Source organism: Burkholderia sp. BKH01 (genome assembly GCF_025685725.1).
Classification (GTDB): Bacteria; Pseudomonadota; Gammaproteobacteria; order Burkholderiales; family Burkholderiaceae; genus Burkholderia; species Burkholderia pyrrocinia_C.
Genome location: NZ_JAOTQT010000008.1, coordinates 45,770 through 62,505, shown reverse-complemented (window position 1 = coordinate 62,505; position 16,736 = coordinate 45,770). Strand labels below are relative to the sequence as shown.

Sequence of the window (16,736 nt, the reverse complement as noted above, 5' to 3'; positions counted from 1 at the left end):
GAATCGTCGATCATCGCGGTTCCGATGTTCCGACGAGGTATCCGATGACCGTACGCACTTCCTTTCCGCCGCTGACGATTCGCGGCCGCACCTTGCTGCCTGTCGTGCAGGGCGGCATGGGCGTCGGCATCTCCGCGCACCGGCTGGCGGGCAGCGTCGCTCGCGAAGGCGCGGTCGGCACGATCGCGAGCATCGACCTGCGTCACCATCATGCGGACCTGCTCGCGCGTTGCCGCGCGCAACCCGATCGCGCGACGCTGGAGGCCGCGAACCTCGACGCATTGGCACGCGAGATCCGTCTCGCGAAGACCTACAGCGAAGGGCGCGGGATGATCGCGGTCAACGTGATGAAGGCGGTGAGCGCGCATGCGGACTACGTGCGAGTCGCGTGCGGCGAGGGCGCCGATGCGATCGTGATGGGCGCGGGCCTGCCGCTCGACCTGCCCGATCTCACGCAAGGACACGACATCGCGCTGATCCCGATCCTGTCGGACAGCCGCGGGATCGCGCTCGTGCTGAAGAAGTGGATGAAGAAGGGACGCCTGCCCGATGCGATCGTGATCGAACATCCGGCGCATGCGGGCGGCCACCTTGGCGTCACGCAGATCGACGACATGCACGATCACCGCTTCGATTTCGCGCGCGTGCTCGACGAGACCGCGCAGGTGATGGCGTCGCTCGGCCTCGCGCGCGACACGATCCCGCTGATCGTTGCGGGTGGGGTCAACAGCCATGACATGGTGCGTGAGGCGCTCGCGGCCGGTGCGAACGGCGTGCAGGTCGGGACGCCATTCGCGGTGACGGAAGAGGGCGACGCGCATCCGGCCTTCAAGCGTGTGCTCGCCGATGCGGCGCCCGACGACATCGTCGAATTCGTCAGCGTGACGGGGCTGCCCGCGCGCGCGGTGAAGACGCCATGGCTCGATCGTTACCTGCGCAACGAGACGCGCATCCGCAACAAGCTCGGCGCATTCAAGCAGCGCTGTCCGACCGCGCTCGAATGCCTGAGCGTATGCGGCTTGCGCGACGGCATCGAGAAGTTCGGCCATTTCTGCATCGACACGCGGTTGGCGGCCGCGCTGCGCGGCGACGTCGCGAACGGCTTGTTCTTCCGCGGCCGCGAAGCGTTGCCGTTCGGCCGCGCGATCCGCAGCGTGCGCGATTTGCTCGACCTGCTGCTGACGGGCCGTGCGACCGAGCCTGCGGCAAACCGTCCCACGTTTACGCTGGCTTGACGGATATCAAGATAAGGAAAAGACCCTACGGGGAGAATGGCTACATTCTTTGGGGGTCCGTACCATGCATAAAACGATTCGAACTTTTGTCACCGCTGCCGCCGTTGCGACAAGCCTCGTTGCGATGCCGTCGGTGTCGCACGCAGCGTCGCCGGGCGACGGCATCAACCAGGGCGACGTCCTGGTCCGGCTGCGCGCGATCAGCATCCAGCCGAACGAGCGCGCGAGCGACACGCTCGGCGCGCTCAACGTCGGCGTGAACAACGCGATCGTGCCCGAGCTCGACTTCACGTACATGATCCGCGATTACCTCGGTGTCGAGCTGATCCTCGGCACGTCGCGGCACCAGGTGACGTCTAGCCTCGGCAATCTCGGCGGCGTGGGCGTGCTGCCGCCGACGCTGCTGCTGCAGTATCACTTCAACCATGCCGGCAAGGTGCGTCCGTACGTCGGCGCGGGGTTGAACTACACGTATTTCTACAACAACGGGCTCAACGTCGGCGGGGAGGGCGTGTCGATCAACAAGAGCAGCTTCGGCCCCGCGCTGCAGTTCGGCGTCGACGTGCAGTTGACGAAGAAGGTGTTCATGAACGTCGACGTGAAGAAGATCTGGATGAGCACCGATGCGACGCTCGGCGACAAGGGTATCGGCACGCTGCACATCGATCCGCTGATCGTCGGCGTGGGCGTCGGGATGAAGTTCTAGACGCCGTAGGAAAAGAACAGAGTTGGGGTTGGCGGCATGTCAGTCGGCATGCCGCTTTTTTTATGCGCGGCGGATTTACAGCTTGTCGTACTGGAAGCGCATCGCGGTGCCTTCGCGCGTGATGCGCTCCCACACCGCGCGCTTCTCGTCGTCGCTCAGGAACACCCAGTTCGACACTTCGGCGGCCGTGCGGCCGCAGCCCTTGCAGACTTCGTCGAAGAGGGTCGAGCACACGCCGATGCAGGGGCTGTCGGGCAGGTCGTGGAGATTGGAGGCCATCGGGAGGGTTCGCGCGGTTGAATCGTGAGCCGCCATTTTAATGCATCGCGGCCGGTCGGCCCGACGGGTGCGGCCGGCATGCGGTACCGGCGTATCGTCACGACGGTGCGGCCGGCCGGTCCGGCGCGGAAGCACCGCAACGGCCGGCCGACAGGGTCGCCCGCCAGGCGCCGGGGCGCGCAGCGTGCCGAGATTTTCACCGGTGAAACGGCGGCGCGCGCAAGCCGTTGGGCGAGCGACCCGAGCGGCCGGCGAACGCGGTTGCGCCGCCGCCTGTTTTTCCCGGTGGACAGCCGCCGATTACCCGATAGAATTCCTCCCGGAATGCCCGGCCGCACGGGCGGCCTGACTGACCGGCGGCGGTAATCTGTTCCGTTTGCGCGACACCGGCATGATTTTTTTGTGACCGAGCGCGAATGGTGGTAGTTTTCGGGGTTTTCGAGGGGCGGAGCACCAGAATGCACCGCCGTGACGAGGCAGACGGCAGCCGGACAAACGGTCCGGCCGGAGGGAGAACGGGATGAAAGCAAAAGTAGTGGGCCGGTTCGCAGCGCTCGCGCTGTGCGTGGGTGCATCGGCGGCAGCGGCGAAGGATACGCAGCTCAATATCTATAACTGGTCGGACTACATTGCGAAGGACACGATCCCGAACTTCGAGAAGCAGGCGGGCGTCAAGGTTCGCTACGACAACTACGACAGCGACGACACGCTGCAGGCGAAGCTGCTGACGGGCAGCTCGGGCTACGACATCGTCGTGCCGACCAGCAACTACGCGGGCAAGCAGATCGCCGCCGGCATCTTCGCGCCGCTCGACAAGTCGAAGCTGCCGAACCTCAAGTACCTCGACCCGCAACTGATGGCGCTCGTCGCCGGCGCGGACCCGGGCAACAAGTACTCGGTGCCCTGGGCGTACGGCACGACCGGTCTCGCGTACAACCTGACGAAGGCGCAGCAGGCGCTCGGCAAGGTGCCGCTCGACAACTGGGACATCCTGTTCAAGCCGGAAAACCTGTCGAAGCTGAAGACCTGCGGCGTGTCGGTGCTCGACGCGCCCGACCAGATGTTCGCGGCTGCGCTGCACTACATCGGCAAGGATCCGATGAGCACGAACCCGGCCGACTACAAGGCCGCGATGGAAGTGCTGAAGAAGATTCGCCCGTACATCACGCAATTCAACTCGTCGGGCTACATCAACGACCTGGTCGGTGGCGACATCTGCTTCGCGTTCGGCTGGTCGGGCGACGTCGTGATCGCGAAGCATCGCGCGATCGAGGCGAAGAAGCCGTACAAGGTCGAGTACTACATTCCGAAGGGCGGCGCGCCGGTGTGGTTCGACGTGATGGCGATCCCGAAGGACGCGAAGAACAAGGATGCCGCGCTGCAGTGGATCAACTACATCGAGGATCCGAAGGTGCACGCGGCGATCACGAACGCGGTGTACTACCCGAGCGCGAACGCCGAGGCACGCAAGTACGTGCGGCCCGACGTCGCGAACGACCCGGCCGTCTACCCGCCGGCCGACGTCGTGAAGACGCTGTTCCTGCTCAAGCCGCTGCCGCCTGAAATCCAGCGCCTGCAGACGCGTCTGTGGACCGAGCTGAAGTCGGGCCGCTGACGCGAGCCGGCGTTCCCCAGCAGTCATGAAGCCCCTGGTGCCCCCGGGGGCTTTGTTCGTTAAACGCAGGAGAGAAGCAGCACATCATGAATAGCCAGTCGGGTGCGCCGGTCGCGGGCGCACCGTCCTCCGTTTCCTCCTCCGGCGCCGATGCGCGCGCCGAGAATTTTGTCCAGATCGTCGACGTCGTGAAGAAATTCGGCGACACCGAGGCCGTGCGCAGCGTCAACCTGACCGTGCGCCGGGGCGAGCTGTTCGCGCTGCTCGGCAGTTCGGGCTGCGGCAAGTCGACGTTGCTGCGCATGCTCGCGGGCCTCGAGACGGTCACGTCGGGCAAGATCCTGATCGACGGCGAGGATCTCGCGCAGATGCCGCCGTACAAGCGGCCCGTGAACATGATGTTCCAGTCGTATGCGCTGTTCCCGCACATGTCGGTCGAGTCGAACGTCGCGTTCGGCCTCAAGCAGGAAGGCGTGCCGAAGGCCGAGCTGAAGGAGCGCGTGCATGCGGCGCTCGAACTCGTGCAGATGAGCAAGTATGCGAAGCGCAAGCCGCATCAGCTCTCCGGCGGCCAGCAGCAGCGCGTCGCGCTCGCGCGTTCGCTGGTCAAGCGCCCGAAGCTGCTGCTGCTCGACGAGCCGATGTCGGCGCTCGACAAGCAGATTCGCCAGCGCACGCAGATCGAGCTCGTCAACATCCTGAACAAGGTCGGCGTCACCTGCATCATGGTCACGCACGACCAGGAAGAAGCGATGACGATGGCGAACCGCCTCGCGGTGATGAGCGAAGGCCAGATCGTGCAGATCGGTTCGCCGAATGAAGTCTACGAATTCCCGAACAGCCGCTTCTCGGCCGAGTTCATCGGCTCGACGAACCTGTTCGACGGCGTGACCGTCGAGGACGAACCCGACCACGTGTACATCGAATCGCCGGAGCTGCCGAGCCGGCTGTACGTGAGCCACGGGATCTCGGGCCCGCTCGGGATGCCGGTCACGGTGTCGGTGCGCCCCGAGCGGATCGCGCTCACGCGCAAGCCGCCCGAAGGCGCGTTCAACTGGGCGCGCGGCAGGATCAGCAACGTTGCGTACATGGGCGGCTATTCGCTGTATCACGTGAAGCTCGACGCGGGCAAGACGGTGATCGCGAACGTGTCGAGCCTCGCGATTTCGGAGCTCGACACGCCGGCGCTCGGCGACGAGATCTACGTGCGCTGGAGCGCGACCGCAGGCGTGGTGCTGACGTCATGAGCGCGTTCAAGTCCCTGCTCGAGTGGCCGGTGCGGCGCTTCAACCTGACGGGTGCGACGGCGGTCGTCGCCGGGCCGTTCACGTGGCTCGTGCTGTTCTTCCTCGTGCCGTTCGTGCTGGTCGTCAAGATCAGCTTCGCGGAGCTGCAGCTCGGCATCCCGCCGTACACGGAGCTCGCGTCGTACGCGGACGGCGTCGTGCACGTCGCACTGAACCTGTCGCACTACGCGTTCCTGTTCACGGACAGCCTGTATTTCTCGACCTACGTGAATTCGGTGTGGGTGGCCGCGGTCACGACGCTGCTGTGTCTGCTGATCGGCTATCCGATGGCGTACTACATCGCGCGCTCGAACCCGGCGACCCGCAACCTGCTGATGATGGGCGTGATGCTGCCGTTCTGGACGTCGTTCCTGATCCGCGTGTACGCATGGATCGGCATCCTGAAGAACAACGGGCTGCTGAACAACTTCCTGATGTGGATCGGCCTGACCCATACGCCGATCGAGCTGTACCGCACGAACTATGCGGTGTACATCGGGATGGTGTATTCGTACCTGCCGTTCCTCGTGATGCCGCTGTACGCGCACCTCGTGAAGATGGACCTGCGCCTGCTCGAGGCCGCGTACGACCTCGGCGCGAAGCCGTGGAAGGCGTTCGTGCAGATCACGCTACCGCTGTCGAAGAACGGGATCATCGCGGGCTGCCTGCTGGTGTTCATTCCGGCGGTCGGCGAGTATGTGATTCCGGAACTGCTCGGCGGCGCGAACACGCTGATGATCGGCCGCGTGATGTGGAATGAGTTCTTCAACAACGCAGATTGGCCGATGGCGTCGGCGGTGACCTGCGCGATGGTGCTGCTGCTGCTCGTGCCGATGGCGATGTTCCAGCACTTCCAGGCGAAGGAGCAGGAGGCCCGTCGATGAAGCCGAATCGTTACCTGCAGTTCGCGGCGCTGTTTGCCGGCTTCGCGTTCCTGTACATCCCGATCATCAGCCTGATCGTCTATTCGTTCAACGAGTCGAAGCTCGTCACCGTGTGGTCGGGCTTTTCGTTCCGCTGGTACTCGGCGCTCGTCGAGGACGACGAACTGCTGACGGCCGCGTGGCTGTCGCTGAAGATCGGCATGCTGACCGCGTTCGCGTCGGTGTTCATCGGCACGTGGGCCGGCTTCGTGCTCGCGCGGATGGGGCGCTTCCGCGGCTTCGCGCTGTTCAGCGGGATGATCAACGCGCCGCTGGTGATTCCCGAGGTGATCCAGGGGATCTCGCTGCTGCTGCTGTTCATCGAGCTCGCGAAGTGGATCGGCTGGCCGGCCGAGCGCGGCATCTTCACGATCTGGCTCGGCCACGTGATGCTGTGCATCTCGTACGTCGCGATCATCGTGCAGTCGCGTGTGCGCGAGCTGAATCCGTCGCTGGAAGAAGCCGCGCTCGATCTCGGCGCGACGCCGTTGAAGGTGTTCTTCACGATCACGCTGCCGCTGATCTCGCAGGCGCTGATCGCGGGCTGGCTGCTGTCGTTCACGCTGTCGATCGACGACCTCGTGCTGTCGGCGTTCCTGTCGGGCCCCGGCTCGACGACGCTGCCGCTCGTCGTGTTCTCGCGCGTGCGCCTCGGGCTGAATCCGGAAATGAACGCGCTCGCGACGCTGTTCATCGTCGCGGTGACGGCCGGCGTCGTGATCGCGAACTTCGTGATGCTGCGCCAGGAGCGCAAGCGGATGGCGGGGTTCGCGACCTGACGCGCAGGTCGCGGCCGCAATAAAAAACGCCCGGTGCCGACGACGAGTCGGGCCGGGCGTTTTGTTTGGGCGATCTGCGTGCCGCTCAGCGCAGGTCGCCGCCGGTCAGTACGCGAAGCTCTTGCCGGGCGTCGTCCAGACCGCGGTGGCGGCCGCGCACGTTTGGAGGCTCAGCGTGCCGCCGGCGGCGGGCGCGAGGCAGCGGCCCGTCGGCTGCGACACGAGCTGTGCCGAACCGGGCGCCGTGCCGGCCTTGACGAGCCATTGCTGATCGGCCTCGCCGGCGACGCAGGTGCGCAGCAGCGCGCTGTTGCCCGCGCTCGGTGCCTGCGCGGTGAGGCAGTAGCTGTACTTGGTCTGCAGCGTGCCGTCGCCCGCGGCGACCCACAGTTGCGGATTGAAGTGCGTGCCGCCGGACGCGCGCACCGACGCGAGCGTCGGACAGGCGCCGAGCACCGCGGCATTGCCGTCGCGCAGGCCGCCCGATGCGGTCAGGCAAGCGCCATTCGCTTTGACGAGGCCTGCGGCCGACTGCCGCGGGCCGCCGATCAGCGTCGCGACGCCGTTCGATTCGGATGCGTTTGCGTAGGCGGCGGGGCAGGTCTTGTTGACCGTGACCGACGGGACAGGCACCGTCACCGGGTTGCCGAGCCCGTCGTAGGCAGCCACGCTGAATTGCGCGTTCGTATATGCAACCGACGCGCAGCTCGTGCGACTCGAATTCCAGTCGACGTACTCGACCCACTGGCTGATCGACGAGACCGGAACCTGCGTTTGCGTCGTGCCGACGTAGATGCTGCCGATGTCGAAGCTGTCGCCGGTCACGCCACCCGTCACGTCGGTCACGTTGCTCTTGAACCAGCCGGGACCCTGGCTCGTGTCCGGCGTGATGCGGAAGCGGTACGTGTGGCCCGCCTGCCACTCGTAGCGATAGCGGCATTGCGCGCCGGCGCTGCCATCCGTCGCCGAGCCGCTGACCGTGCAGTAGCTGCCCGCGCCGACGCCTGCGCTCGCGGGTGTGCCGGGTTTCGCGGCGGTGGCGCCCCACAGGCTGAACAGGAATTGCTTGCCCGTGCCTTCGCTGGCAGACACCAGTTCGGTCGACTGCAAACCCGTGTAGCCGTGCAGCGAGTTGACCTGGTTCGACCAGAACACGTTGGAGTTCGGGCCCGGGTCGGTTTGCGGCGTGATGAACAGGTCGAGGATCGCGACGCTGCGCAGCGTCGACGGGAACCACGTGTTGCTGTAAAGCCCCGGCGTCGCGCCGAGGAAGCCGTTGAGCGTCGGCGCGGTGCTGGCCGACAGTGTCGCGAGGCCCGGCGCCGTGCTGGCCGCGATGCTGAAACTGCGCGCGCCCGGTGGCGGCAGGGACGCGACGGGCGGTACGCCGAGTGTGAAGGTGAATGTGCATGCGCCGCCTGCCGGCACCGTCGCGCCGGTCAGCGCGAGCTGCGCGGTGCCGTCGCTGGTCAGCGTACCGCCGCACGCGCTCGTGAAACCGTTCGCGGTGAAACCGGCGGGCATGCCGATGGAGAGGCCGGCGGCAGCCGGTTCGGTGCCGGTGTTGGCGAGTTTCAGCGTCGCCTTGTCGGTTCCGCCGACGGACGGCGAGAGACTGGCGAGCGTCAACGCCGCCGTATAGGCGGGCGCGGCGAACGCAGTGAACGGAGCGAGCATCAGCGCCGCGATTGCCGCGCGGCTGACGGAGGGGGCGAGCATGGCTGGACTCCTGAATAGTTATTCGTTTTCGACGCGCGACGGACGGGCGTGCGGTGGCGAGTCTAGCATGCGGTCCTGACGAATTCGCGACGGATGGGGTGCGTCGCGAGCCGGGTGCGGGATCGATTCCGCACTCGGCTCCTGAGCCGGTTCACGCGCCGAACGCCGCCTTCGCCAGCAGCCCGAGCGCGACGCATACGAGCACGGCCGCGAAGCCGGCCTGCACGTGTCGCGCGGCAAGGTGCCGCGACGCACCGCGGCCGGCGGCCATGCCGAGCGCGGTCGCGGCGGTGAACCACAGCGTCACGTCGAGCGGTGCGCGCGTGCCCGATACGAGCGTTGCGAACACGCCGCCGGCGCCGACCAGCGCGATCACCATCAGCGACGTCGCGACGATGCCGTGCATCGACACGTTCGTGAACTTGCGCAGCATCGGCACGATCACGAAGCCGCCGCCGACGCCGAGCAGCCCCGTCATCAGGCCCGTCACCGCACCGGTCGACGCGAGCGCGAAGCCGACCGGCCAGGACCACACGAGACGGCCCGTATCGGGATTCACGCGGCCGACGCACAGCGGCGACGCGTCCGCGTCGACGGGTGCGTGCCGCAGCGCCTGCCGCAGCAGGCGGCCGGCGACGATCAGCATCGTCAGCGCGAACAGTGCGAGCAGCAGGCGCTGCGGCAGCATGTGCGCGAGCCGCACGCCGAGCGTGGTCAGCGGCACGCCGGCCACGGCCATCAGAAGCGCGGCGCGATAGCGCACGAGCCCGCGGCGGAAGCCTTCGAGCGCGCCGAGCGCGGCACTGCCAGCCACCGCGACAAGCGCGACGGGCGTGGCCTGCTGCATCGGCCAGCTCATGCCGACGACGAGCGCGGGCACCGCGAGAATGCCGCCGCCGGCGCCGGTCAGGCCGAGCACGGCGCCGACGAAGCCGCCGAGTACGAGGGAAATCAGCATGACGTCATCGGGCTCCGGTCAACGTGCGATCGCGGGTTTCGCGAGCCATTCGCGGCCCTTGAGCATCGCCTTCCAGTAGAGCGGCGGCAGCACGCGTTCCTTGAGCAGCCACGCGAGCCGCGACGGGCGCTTGCCGTCGATCAGCCAGGCGGGGAAGGTCGGCGCGACCTTGCCTCCGTACAGGAACTCGGCGAGCACGATCTTGCCGCGCTCGACCGTGAGCGGGCACGAGCCGTAGCCGTCGTACGCGGCGTCGCCGTGCGCGTGGCCGAGCGATGCGAGCAGGTTGTGCGCGACGACGGGCGCCTGCTTGCGGGCGGCCGCGGCCGTCTTCGCATTGGTCGTGTTGGTGGCGTCGCCGAGCGCGTAGATGTCCGGGAAGTGCTTGTGCCGCAGCGTCGCCGGATCGACGTCGATCCAGCCGGCCGCGTCCGCGAGCGGGCTCGAACGTACGAAGTCGGGCGCCTTCTGCGGCGGCACGACGTGGATCATGTCGAACGAACGCACGACGGTTTCGGTGCCGCCGTCCGGCAGCGCGCGCGCGAACGTCGCGCGGCGTGCGGGCCCGTCGATCGCGACGAGGTTATGGCCGAACGACAGCGCGATGTCATAGCTATTCACATACTCCATCAGCGCGGGCACGTAGTCGGCCACGCCGAACAGCGCGCCGCCCGCATTCAGGAACTCGACGTTCGCGGCCTCGAGGCGCCCCGAGCGCCGCCAGTGGTCGCACGACAGGTACATCGCCTTTTGCGGCGCGCCCGCGCACTTGATCGGCATCGGCGGCTGCGTGAAGAGTGCGTTGCCGCCGCGGAACGTACGGACGAGCTCCCACGTGTACGGCGCGAGATCGTAGCGGTAGTTCGATGTGACGCCGTTGCGGCCGAGCGTGTCGGCGAGGCCGTCGATCGCGTGCCAGTCGAGCTTGAGCCCCGGGCACACGACGAGCTTGCGGTAGCCGATGCGCCGGCAGCCGTCGAGCACGACCGTGTGCGCGTCGGGCTCGAAGCCCGCGACGGCGGCCTGGATTCGGTGCACGCCGCGCGGCAGCACGTCGGTCATCTGGCGCGCGGTCGTCTCGGGCCGGAACACGCCCGCGCCGACCATCGTCCAGCCCGGCTGGTAGTAGTGGACGTCGGCCGGATCGATTACCGCGATGTCGAGCGACGCGTTGCGCGCGAGCAGGCTCGATGCGACCGCGATACCGGCTGCGCCCGCGCCGACGATCACGATGTCGTGCCGCGCGTCGATGGCCGGTGCCGCCTGCCTGCCGCCTTGCGTGACGCGCGACGCGAGCGCGCGCAGGTCGTAACCGGCCGCATCGGCCGTCGCGACGATGTCGTCCAGCGGGCGCAGGCCCGCTTGCGACAGCGCCCACAGCGTGGCCGAGCGCGTGCCGCTGCGGCAGTATGCGAGCACCGGGCCGTCGAGCGACGCGACGAGCGCGCCGAACTGCGCGGCCTGGTCGTCGGTCACCTTGCCCGTGTCGACCGGCAGGTAATGCACGTCGATGCCGAGCGGCGCGGCGGCCGCGCGGATCTCGGTGACGGTCGGCTGGTCGGGGCCTTCGCCGTCGGGCCGGTTGCAGACGATCGCGCGGATGCCCGCCGCGTGCAGCGCGGGCAGGTCGGCCGCCGCGATCTGCGGCGAGACCGACAGCGTGTCGGTCAGCTTGCGGATGGTGGTCATGTCGGGGTTCTCGGTTGGGGGCGGCGGCGCTCAGATCGCGTCGAGCGGGATCTTCAGGTAGCGCACGCCATTGTTTTCGGGCTCGGGCAGGTGGCCGGCGCGCATGTTGACCTGCACGGACGGCAGCATCAGCACCGGCATGTCGAGCGTTGCATCGCGCGCGGTGCGCATCGCGACGAAATCGTCCTCGGTCACGCCGTCCTTCACGTGCACGTTCGCGCGGCGCTGCTCGGCAACGGTCGTCACGAACTGCACGTCGCGGCCGCCCGGCTGGTAGTCGTGGCACAGGTACAGGCGCGTGTCGGGCGGCAGCGCGAGCACGCGGGAGATCGAGCGGTACAGCGTGCGCGCGTCGCCTCCGGGGAAGTCGCAGCGGGCCGTGCCGTAGTCGGGCATGAACAGCGTATCGCCGACGAACGCCGCGCGCTGCGTCGCGTCGTCGACGCAGTAGGTCATGCACGCGGGCGTGTGGCCCGGCGTGTGCAGCGCGCGGATCGTCAGCGTGCCGAGCGCGAGCGTGTCGCCGTCGTCGACGAGCCGGTCGAACTGGCGGCCGTCTTCCGCGAAGCCGGGGCCTGCATTGAACAGCGTGCCGAAGACGTGCTGCACGCGGCGCACGTGCGAACCGATCGCGATCCGGCCGCCGACCCGTGCCTTCAGGTACGGCGCGGCCGACAGGTGGTCGGCATGCACGTGCGTCTCCAGCAGCCAGTGCACGGTTGCGCCGAGTTCGGCGACGCGGGCGATCAGCCGGTCGGCGCTGGCGGTGCGCGTGCGGCCGGATTTCGGGTCGTAGTCGAGCACGCTGTCGACCAGCGCGCACGCGCGGCTCGCGGTATCGAGCAGGAGATAGCTGACGGTGTGGGTAGCCGGGTCGAAAAAGCCTTCGACCGACAGCGTGGGGGCGTTGCTCACGGGGTGTCCTCGATCGGGTTCTGCATTTGCAATCGGGATCTCTGACTCAAGAAGCATGCCAAGCGGCACAGCGGTGCCGGCCGATGGGCCAGAGACTTGATTTGGCTCGGATTTTCGGCACGGCCGCGGCGATACGCGGGCGTTGGCGCTAGCCGGTCGACCATGTGGGCTGCCATATCTGGCAGTGTCGTGGCAGAATTGGCAGTCAGCCTGGCAGTCCGTCCGGCAGAACCGTCACCGAGCGCTCGCATGAATCCGCACGACACCATCCCGATCGTTCCCGCGCCGCGCCGCGATGTCACGCCCGACGTCCGTGCACTCGTCGCCTATCTGGAGCAGGACCCGCAGCCGATGATCGTCGTCGATCCCGACTACCGCATCCTCGCGGCGAACGATGCGTACCGGCGCCAGTTCGGCGTGGCGGGCGTCGAGCACGTGGGCCGGCATTGCTTCCAGGTCTCGCATCATTACGACGTGCCGTGCGACCAGGCCGGCGAGCATTGCCCGATGAAGCAGGCGCTCGAATCGCGCGGGCTGAACCGCGTGCTGCACATCCATCACACGCCGCGTGGCCCCGAGCACGTCGACGTCGAGCTGCGGCCGATCTTCGATGCGGACGGCAACGTGATCGCGTATGTCGAGCGGCTGACGACGGTGCGCAGCGCGTCCGCGCAGCCGAGCGCGGAAGGGCTGGTCGGCGGCGCCGACGCGTTCAACGCGGCGCTAGGCGCGCTGCAGCGCGTCGCACCGTCGCTATTGCCGGTGCTGCTGCTCGGCGAATCGGGCACCGGCAAGGAGCTGTTCGCCCGCGCGCTGCACGAGGCGAGCGATCGCGCGATGGGGCCGTTCGTCGTCGTCGATTGCTCGGGGATCGCCGAGACGCTGTTCGAGAGCGAACTGTTCGGCTATGAGAAGGGCGCGTTCACGGGCGCGAACCAGCGCAAGCCGGGCCTCGTCGAGACCGCACAGGGCGGCACGCTGTTTCTCGACGAGATCGGCGACGTGCCGCTGCCGATGCAGGTGAAGCTGCTGAGGCTGATCGAGTCGGGCACGTTCCGGCGCGTCGGCGGCGTCGAGGCGCTGCGCGCGGATTTCCGGCTCGTCGCGGCCACGCACAAGCCGCTGCGCGAGATGATCGACGACGGCCGGTTCCGGCAGGACCTCTACTACCGGATCAACGCGTTCCCGATTCCGCTGCCGGCGCTGCGCGAACGGCAGGGCGACGTCGCGCTGCTGGCCGAATCGATCCTGCGGCGGATCGCGAACGCGCGCGCGAATGCGGGCGATGCGGGCGCGCGGCCGTTCGCGGCCCGGCCGTTCGTGCTGTCCGAGCGCGCGCGTGCGTGCCTCGACGCGTATGCGTGGCCGGGCAACATTCGCGAGCTGCGCAACGTGCTCGAACGCGCATGCCTGTTCGCGGACGACGGGACGATCCGGGTCGAGCATCTGCCGGCTGAACTCGTGGCGGCGTCGGCGGCGCAGCACGACGGCGCGGGCGCGGCGGGCGCGCTGACGGATGCGGAACTGGCGCGGATCGCCGGCGAATTCACCGGCACGCGCAAGGCGCTGGCCGAACGCACGGGGATGAGCGAGCGCACGTTGTACCGGCGCTTGAAGGCGCTCGGGCTGGGCACGCGCGGCGGGTGAGCGGGTGTTCCGGTGTATCGATGACGAGCATGCGTTGCTCACGCAGGGGAAGGTCAAGGGCATCCGCTTTGCGACGCTCGAGGCCATCTGCCGCTATCTCGATTGCCAGCCCGGCGACCTGCCCGCATTCAGCGATGTCGGCATGGGTGAACCGGAGTGACGTGTCGCGACGGCGGCCCGGCGTCTTGCGGCCAGGAGTTGCCGGCGCGGTCCGTGGCAGGCGGCATGCTGCCCGCACACGGACCGCCGGCGTCCGATTCGATCAGCGCGCCGACGCCAACTGAGCCATTGCCTCGCGGATAAAACCGAGCAGCGTATCGTCGACCCACGCGTCCTTCGTCAGCGCCGGCTCGTTCGTCATCGCGTGACGGAATTTCGCGTGCGTGGCCGGATCGTGGCCCGCATAGCTGCAGAACAGGTCGAGCCAGCGCTGCGCGAGCGCGCGGCCTTCCGGCGAATCGGGCTTCGCGCCCGCGTCGATCGCGTCGCGGACGTCGCCCATCAGTTGCGGCCATTCCATCGCGCGTTTGCCGTAGTGCGCCCGCATGAAGCGGATTTCGTCCGGCGCGAGATACTTCTCGAAGATCCGCATCTTCGTTTCGGCGGTCGCGCGCAGCACATAGTCGCGCAGCGCGGTCGAAATGCCGATCTTCGACTGCATCGCCGGTTCGCGCTCGTGCATCAGGTTCAGCTTTGCCAGCAGGCGCGGGTCGTTGTTCGTGTCGCGCACGAGCAGCGTCATCCAGCGGCCGGCGAGCGCGCGCACGCGCTCGTCCTCGGGCGGCACGCCCGCGTCGTGCAGCGCACGCACGTCACCGACGAGCGCGATCCATTCCGCGTCGCCCGTCTGGCTCTTGCGGTACATCGGCATGCGCGCGAGTTCTTCCTCGGAAAAATATTTGTCGTACACGGTCATCAACTCCAGTGTGGTGAGCCAATCGGCCAGTTCCGGCTCCGTGCCCGCGGCGAGCTGCGCGTGCAGATGCACGAGCCGCTCGCGCAGCTGCGCGGTCTGCGCGAGCTGGCGGTCGAGCAGCGCGATCTGCTTCGCGACGAGATCGACGAGCGGGGTGCCGGGCTGGTTCAGGTAGTCGCCGATTTCGGTGAGCGACAGTCCGAAGCGACGCAGCGCCTGGATCTGGTGGAGCCGGGCGATGTCGTGGCGGTCGTACAGCCGGTAGCCGTTGTCGGCACGCGCCGAAGGCGTCAGCAGGCCGATCGCGTGATAGTGATGAAGCGTGCGGACGGTCAGCCCGCTGCGTTTCGCCAGTTCTCCCACTTTCAGCTGCATTCGTTGCTCCGTTCGGTACGCACACTGGAGTCTCGAACGTTACGCTACGTGAGGGTCAAGCGGAAGATCGAAAATCGGGCGCGCGCCGGGTTGCCCGCGCGCCCGATCGACGAGCCGGCTTATTGCGGCGAAGGCGCGGTGTCGGGCGTGGCGGCGCGTGCTTCCTGGCCGGTTGTGTTGTTGTCGGCCGCCTTGCCGGTTTTGCCGGACCGATCGGATTTGTCGGCCTGGTCGGCCGGCGGCGTGCCCATCGCCTGATAGAGCCGCGCGGTATCCGCGAACCGCGCGCCGGTCGCGCGGATCTCGTCGAGCCGCGCGTTGCGGTACTGCAGCTCGCTGGCGCGCGCGGCCGACGGCGGCAGCGCGCCGAGCCGCACGCGGGCGGCCGCGTCGTCGTACGCACCGCGCGCGGACAGCGCGGCGCGAGACGACGCGTCGAGCGCCTCCGCATCGTGCTCGAGCGCCGCGAGCGAATCGGCGACGTTCTGGAACGCGCCGAGCACGGCCTGCTTGTACTGGTCGACCGCGGCCTCGTAGGTGGCCTTCGCCGCGCGGCGCTGCGCGAGCAGCGCGCCGCCGTGGAAAATCGGCTGGCTCAGCGACGCGCCGACGTTCCAGATCGCGCCGGCGCCCGACAGCATGGTCGGCCAGCTGAAGCCGCCTTGGCCCATCGCCGCCGACAGCGACAGTTGCGGGAACATCTGCGCGGTCGCGAGGCCCACTTCGGCCGCGGCCGCCTTCAGACCCGCGTCGGCCGCCTGGATGTCCGGGCGGCTTTGCAGCAGGTCCGACGGCACGACGACGGGCACCTGCTCGGGCAGGTGCAGATCGGCGAGCGTGAGATCGGCCGGCGGCCGGTCGGGCGTGCGGCCGACCAGCACCGCGAGCGCATGGCGCGCCGAGTCGCGCTGCTGGCGCAGCGCGGGCAGGCTTGCGGCGAACGTGTCGGCGCTTTGCCGCGCGTTCAGCGCGTCGCTGCGCGACGCCGAGCCGAGCGCGTAGCGGCGTTCGGCGTCGTGCGCCTGGTCGTTCGCGAGCGCGACGAGCCGCTCGGTCGTATCGATCTGCGCGTTGAGCACCGACACCGTGATCGACGCGGTGACGATGTTCGCGGCCAGCGCGCGCCGCGCCGATTCGAGCTGGAACGCACTGACGTCGACGCGTTTCGCGAGCGCGCGGTTCGCGAAGCGCGAGACGCCGAACAGGTCGACCGTGTAGCTCGCCTGCAGTTGCCCGACGAACGTGTCGTACAGCAAGGTCGGTGCGCCGAGCGCCGGAATCGGCACGCCGAGCGCACGCTGGCGCGTGGCCTGGCCGACCGCGTCGATCGACGGCAGCATCGAGCTGCCGATCTGCCCGCGCAACTGCTCGCGCGCGGCATCCAGCGAGTGCGACGCCGCACTGAGCGTCGGGCTGTTGCGCAGCCCTTCGTCGACGAGCGCGTTCAGCGCATCGGAGCGGTACTGCTTCCACCAGTCGGGCACCGGCCGTGCGCCGACTTCGAACTGCTGCGCGACGCCTTGCGCGGACACGGTCTGCTGGACTTGCGGCGCCGCGCCGTAATGCGCGGGCGACGGCATCGCGGGCGGCTCGCCGCTCGGCGCGAACCACGCGCAGCCGGCGAGCGGCCCGGCGAGGCTCGCGGCCGCGAGCGCGCGCACGGCTTGGGTTTTCAGGTTCATCGACACATCCAT

14 protein-coding genes and 1 pseudogene are annotated in these 16,736 nt (G+C 68.2%); 8 read left to right on the top strand and 7 right to left on the bottom strand.

The window, feature by feature from the left end; all coding sequences use genetic code 11:
• Nucleotides 1–44 precede the first annotated feature (44 nt).
• Both OEJ37_RS14755 and OEJ37_RS14750 read left to right on the top strand, forming a co-directional pair.
• Nucleotides 45–1,235 (top strand): NAD(P)H-dependent flavin oxidoreductase, encoded by a 1,191-nt coding sequence (locus OEJ37_RS14755; protein WP_263344670.1) that lies wholly within the window; start codon nucleotides 45–47, stop codon nucleotides 1,233–1,235.
• 64 nt (nucleotides 1,236–1,299) lie between these two features.
• Nucleotides 1,300–1,941, top strand: coding sequence for an OmpW/AlkL family protein (locus tag OEJ37_RS14750; RefSeq protein ID WP_175919375.1), 642 nt, complete (start codon nucleotides 1,300–1,302; stop codon nucleotides 1,939–1,941).
• A gap of 75 nt (nucleotides 1,942–2,016) precedes the next feature.
• Here the strand turns inward: OEJ37_RS14750 and OEJ37_RS14745 are convergent, their stop codons facing one another.
• Nucleotides 2,017–2,220: a DUF1289 domain-containing protein gene (locus OEJ37_RS14745; RefSeq protein ID WP_006493160.1), complete on the bottom strand. Its 204-nt coding sequence runs from the start codon at nucleotides 2,218–2,220 to the stop codon at nucleotides 2,017–2,019.
• A 520-nt stretch (nucleotides 2,221–2,740) separates the two neighbouring features.
• Between OEJ37_RS14745 and OEJ37_RS14740 the strand changes: the two genes are divergently transcribed.
• The 4 genes from OEJ37_RS14740 to OEJ37_RS14725 all read left to right on the top strand — a co-directional run bounded on the left by OEJ37_RS14740 (nucleotide 2,741) and on the right by OEJ37_RS14725 (nucleotide 6,823).
• Nucleotides 2,741–3,835, top strand: coding sequence for a polyamine ABC transporter substrate-binding protein (locus OEJ37_RS14740; protein WP_263344667.1), 1,095 nt, complete (start codon nucleotides 2,741–2,743; stop codon nucleotides 3,833–3,835).
• Between the two features lie 86 nt (nucleotides 3,836–3,921).
• Nucleotides 3,922–5,082, top strand: coding sequence for an ABC transporter ATP-binding protein (locus OEJ37_RS14735; protein WP_174419253.1), 1,161 nt, complete (start codon nucleotides 3,922–3,924; stop codon nucleotides 5,080–5,082).
• On the top strand, nucleotides 5,079–6,005 hold the full coding sequence (locus OEJ37_RS14730; protein WP_174419252.1) for an ABC transporter permease subunit: 927 nt from the start codon (nucleotides 5,079–5,081) through the stop codon (nucleotides 6,003–6,005). Before OEJ37_RS14735 ends, OEJ37_RS14730 begins: the two co-directional genes overlap by 4 nt.
• Nucleotides 6,002–6,823 (top strand): ABC transporter permease subunit, encoded by an 822-nt coding sequence (locus OEJ37_RS14725; RefSeq protein WP_152863597.1) that lies wholly within the window; start codon nucleotides 6,002–6,004, stop codon nucleotides 6,821–6,823. The genes OEJ37_RS14730 and OEJ37_RS14725 overlap by 4 nt, the downstream gene beginning before the upstream one ends.
• Nucleotides 6,824–6,928: 105 nt before the next feature.
• On the opposite strand, the gene OEJ37_RS14720 is transcribed toward OEJ37_RS14725, so the two are convergent.
• The 4 genes from OEJ37_RS14720 to OEJ37_RS14705 all read right to left on the bottom strand — a co-directional run bounded on the left by OEJ37_RS14720 (nucleotide 6,929) and on the right by OEJ37_RS14705 (nucleotide 12,104).
• Nucleotides 6,929–8,542: an RICIN domain-containing protein gene (locus tag OEJ37_RS14720; RefSeq protein ID WP_263344665.1), complete on the bottom strand. Its 1,614-nt coding sequence runs from the start codon at nucleotides 8,540–8,542 to the stop codon at nucleotides 6,929–6,931.
• 151 nt (nucleotides 8,543–8,693) lie between these two features.
• Nucleotides 8,694–9,500, bottom strand: coding sequence for a sulfite exporter TauE/SafE family protein (locus OEJ37_RS14715; RefSeq protein ID WP_174419250.1), 807 nt, complete (start codon nucleotides 9,498–9,500; stop codon nucleotides 8,694–8,696).
• 18 nt (nucleotides 9,501–9,518) lie between these two features.
• Nucleotides 9,519–11,189 carry a bifunctional protein tyrosine phosphatase family protein/NAD(P)/FAD-dependent oxidoreductase gene (locus OEJ37_RS14710; protein WP_263344664.1) on the bottom strand — a complete coding sequence of 557 codons (1,671 nt, stop codon included), beginning with the start codon at nucleotides 11,187–11,189 and terminating at the stop codon, nucleotides 9,519–9,521.
• Nucleotides 11,190–11,219: 30 nt separating this feature from the next.
• Nucleotides 11,220–12,104: an MBL fold metallo-hydrolase gene (locus OEJ37_RS14705; RefSeq protein WP_174419248.1), complete on the bottom strand. Its 885-nt coding sequence runs from the start codon at nucleotides 12,102–12,104 to the stop codon at nucleotides 11,220–11,222.
• Nucleotides 12,105–12,353: 249 nt separating this feature from the next.
• Between OEJ37_RS14705 and OEJ37_RS14700 the strand changes: the two genes are divergently transcribed.
• Nucleotides 12,354–13,751, top strand: a complete 1,398-nt coding sequence (locus OEJ37_RS14700; protein ID WP_263344663.1) for a sigma-54 interaction domain-containing protein — start codon at nucleotides 12,354–12,356, stop codon at nucleotides 13,749–13,751.
• Between the two features lie 31 nt (nucleotides 13,752–13,782).
• Nucleotides 13,783–13,911, top strand: a pseudogene (locus OEJ37_RS14695) (helix-turn-helix domain-containing protein); the annotation flags it as partial.
• Nucleotides 13,912–14,013: 102 nt separating this feature from the next.
• Here the strand turns inward: OEJ37_RS14695 and OEJ37_RS14690 are convergent.
• Both OEJ37_RS14690 and OEJ37_RS14685 read right to left on the bottom strand, forming a co-directional pair.
• Complete coding sequence (locus OEJ37_RS14690; RefSeq protein ID WP_174419246.1) at nucleotides 14,014–15,042, bottom strand: MerR family transcriptional regulator; 1,029 nt, start codon at nucleotides 15,040–15,042, stop codon at nucleotides 14,014–14,016.
• 119 nt (nucleotides 15,043–15,161) lie between these two features.
• The gene (locus OEJ37_RS14685; protein ID WP_263344662.1) at nucleotides 15,162–16,736 is read right to left on the bottom strand and encodes an efflux transporter outer membrane subunit; all 1,575 of its coding nucleotides are present in this window, start codon (nucleotides 16,734–16,736) and stop codon (nucleotides 15,162–15,164) included.